This window comes from uncultured Megasphaera sp., from assembly GCF_958350005.1.
GTDB lineage: Bacteria > Bacillota > Negativicutes > Veillonellales > Megasphaeraceae > Megasphaera.
Window position 1 is genome coordinate 1 of sequence record NZ_CATWFF010000224.1, and the last position, 2,976, is coordinate 2,976.

The 2,976-nt window shown below is 44.7% G+C and carries 2 protein-coding genes; one reads left to right on the forward strand and one right to left on the reverse strand.

Annotated features, from left to right (window positions below; translation table 11 throughout):
* The first annotated feature begins 127 nt into the window (after positions 1 to 127).
* Positions 128 to 1,537, forward strand: coding sequence for a Na+/H+ antiporter NhaC family protein (locus Q3886_RS09770; protein ID WP_301861273.1), 1,410 nt, complete (start codon positions 128 to 130; stop codon positions 1,535 to 1,537).
* Positions 1,538 to 1,666: 129 nt separating this feature from the next.
* On the opposite strand, the gene Q3886_RS09775 is transcribed toward Q3886_RS09770, so the two are convergent.
* Positions 1,667 to 2,875, reverse strand: coding sequence for a hypothetical protein (locus Q3886_RS09775; protein WP_301861274.1), 1,209 nt, complete (start codon positions 2,873 to 2,875; stop codon positions 1,667 to 1,669).
* Positions 2,876 to 2,976: the final 101 nt, after the last annotated feature.

The window sequence follows — 2,976 nt, forward strand, 5'->3', positions numbered from 1 at the left end:
GTAATAGTTTTATTGTTTTATATTGTACAGCCCTCTTTTCGCCGTGGTAAAGTAGACGTAAGGATAGACGGATTAACGGAAGATGTAAAGGTTGCTTACAGACTTGTATAGGAAAAGAGGTGTTAGTATGAAGAAAAATGAACAGATTAAGTTGGAGATGCAGGTTGGCAAGAAGATGGCTCGTGAAGCTAAGCAGGCTGTCAGCGGCAAGGCTTTGATTCCCTTTTTGGTATTCGTCGCCGTATATTTGGGTAGCGGTATTTTGCTTCAGGCCCAGGGTGTGTCCATGGCTTTTTATCAGTTCCCGGCCCCCCTTGCAGCAGTAATCGGCATTATTACAGCGTTTATTTTGCTGAAGGGAACGTTTGACAGTAAATTTGAAACGTTTGTAAAGGGGTGTGGTGATTCTAATATTCTAATTATGTGTATCATTTACTTGCTGGCCGGTGGATTTGCTGCTGTCTGTGGCGCTATGGGCGGAATTGAGTCGACGGTTAATCTGGGATTGACGTATATACCACCAGAATATTTGGCAGCAGGTATCTTTGTTATTTCCGGATTTATTGCAACGGCGACGGGAACATCTGTTGGTAGTGCTGCAGCTGTCGGTCCGATTGCTATTGCCTTAGCCGAAAAGACCGGTATGCCTTTGCCTCTGATTATGGGCTGTGTTCTGGGCGGAATTATGTTGGGAGATAATTTATCTATCATTTCCGATACGACAATTGCCTCGACGCGGACACAGGGCTGTGAAATGAAAGATAAGTTTAAACTGAATTTCTGGCTGACTCTGGTGCCTGCTATTATAACGGTTATATTGCTTGTAGCCTTTTCGCCATCTGTCACTGTGGAAACTGGTATACATGACTATAATCTGATTAAAGTGCTGCCGTATATCGCTGTTCTCGTAACTGCTATTATGGGATTAAACGTGTTCCTGGTGTTAGTCGGCGGTATTTTGCTGGCCGGAATCATTGGTATCGTTTATGGAGATCTACAGATATTATCCTTCGTTCAGGCAGTGTATAAAGGCTTTTTAGGCATGACAGATATTTTCCTTTTGTCGCTGCTGACCGGTGGATTAGCAGAAATGGTCAATAAGGCTGGTGGAATATCCTGGCTTCTTCAGGTAGTACAGAAGTTTATTCATGGTAAGAAATCAGCCGAACTGGGGATTTCTGCATTAGTTTCTTTATCCGATATTGCTTTGGCTAATAATACGGTAGCGATCATTATTAACGGGGAAATTGCTAAGCGCATTTGTTATCGATTCAAGGTCGATCCCCGTCGTAGTGCGGCCTTGCTCAGCACATTTTCATCTGTCTTTCAGGGTCTCGTTCCTTATGGAGCGCAAATGCTCATTGTTACCAGCTTTGCTGCTGGCAGAGTATCACCTCTGGAGGTTCTGCCGTACACCTGGTTCATTTACCTGTTAGCTTTGTCGGCTATTGTATCCGTTTTCGTTCCTTTCTCAGATGGATTTATTCGCAAAGACCCCTGGAATTTTGAAACTGGTAAGCCCCAGAGTAAGTCCTGATAGGTTATATGTAAAATAACATGTCCTTTCTGATGGCATAATAGAACCCCTTTCACTAGCATTTTATGTCTAATAAAAGGGGTTCATTTCATCCAGGAAGGGCATGTTATTTCCCGTATCGATAGTCTGTTAAAACAGGGTAGCGAAATAGCCGGCAATTAGTACAGATGTAAAGGTTACGGTGACGAAGCCGCCGACGATCATGGATGGGAACATATGGGACATGAGGTAGCCCCGTTCTACTTTGTCATCAGTCAGAGAATTGCAGGTCATTTCCGTAATGATAGCGTCGCAGGGGAAGCCATAGAGTGCAGTCAGACCATTGGCAAAAGCCAGGTAGAAGGACATTCTCAGAATTTTGGAAATGACGAAAGCCATGATGCCCATGCCGATGACGCCGATGACGATGAGAAGAATCATGGGGATAATAATGGATGCCAGCATTTCCGGCGTACAGTCTTTCAGGCCGTCAAAAATGAACATCATCAGTCCGAACATGATTATCCAGTACGACGTAGATCGGCTCAGCACATTGCTTTCCAGGAAGCCAATATGGGTGGCAATAATCCCGAAAATTAATGCCCAGACGGCTCCATTGATAGGTGTTACCTGGCCGGCGCAGATTGCGAGCCAGGCGACGAACGCCAGTTTGCAAAGCATGAAGACAGGCGTATTGATTTTGTCCGAAAGTTTTGGCAGCAGTTTTTTGATATGGCTGTCATCAGCAATGGCTGTGAGGCCGATACCGGACATTTCTTTAATTTGTTCAGGCGTCAGTGTTACTTCTCCGGCATGATATTTTTTCAGCAGCTTTTTCCCTTCTAACTGCAGACAGATTGCTGTAAGCGGATAGCCGGCAAATCCCTGGACGCAGTACATGGTAATGGCGAAGACCGAGGCTGTCGTCAGACCGGCATTGGATGCGGCTGTTTTCATGATTGTAGCGGCTACGATACCTCCAGTCAGTGGCGGCAAGCCGGCAATGACCAGTGTCCGGTCCATGACCAGAGAGCCAATATAGTAGCCAGCAATCAGCATGCCTGCCAGACCAGCCAGACAGACAACGATGGTTCGCCATTGCTGAATGAGCTGTTTAATGCTGATGATTGTGCCAATGTGAGTGATAATCAAGAACAGGCCAATCGTATTGGCAAAAGGCATGATGCCCGCATTGGTGACGATTTCCCTGGGAAAGCACGTCCAGTAGCCGACCAGCATGATGCAGGCCGTAACGAAAACAGAAGGAATCCAGGCTTTGGTAGCATTGGAAACCCATTCGCCAATAACAAATGCAATGGCGCATATAGTAAAGGCAGAAGCAAAATTATAAAGTACCATAAATCGCAGACCTTCTTTCTGAAATGGAATAATAATAAATGATAACTATATTTTAACATTGTATTTATAAATATATCAATAAATTTTCATGAGATCTATGT

Excerpts from the sequence above, each read along its gene's own strand:
- Q3886_RS09770 (WP_301861273.1), top strand. The coding sequence starts at position 128 with ATGAAGAAAAATGAACAGATTAAGTTGGAGATGCAGGTTGGCAAGAAG.
- Q3886_RS09775 (WP_301861274.1), bottom strand. The coding sequence starts at position 2,875 with ATGGTACTTTATAATTTTGCTTCTGCCTTTACTATATGCGCCATTGCA.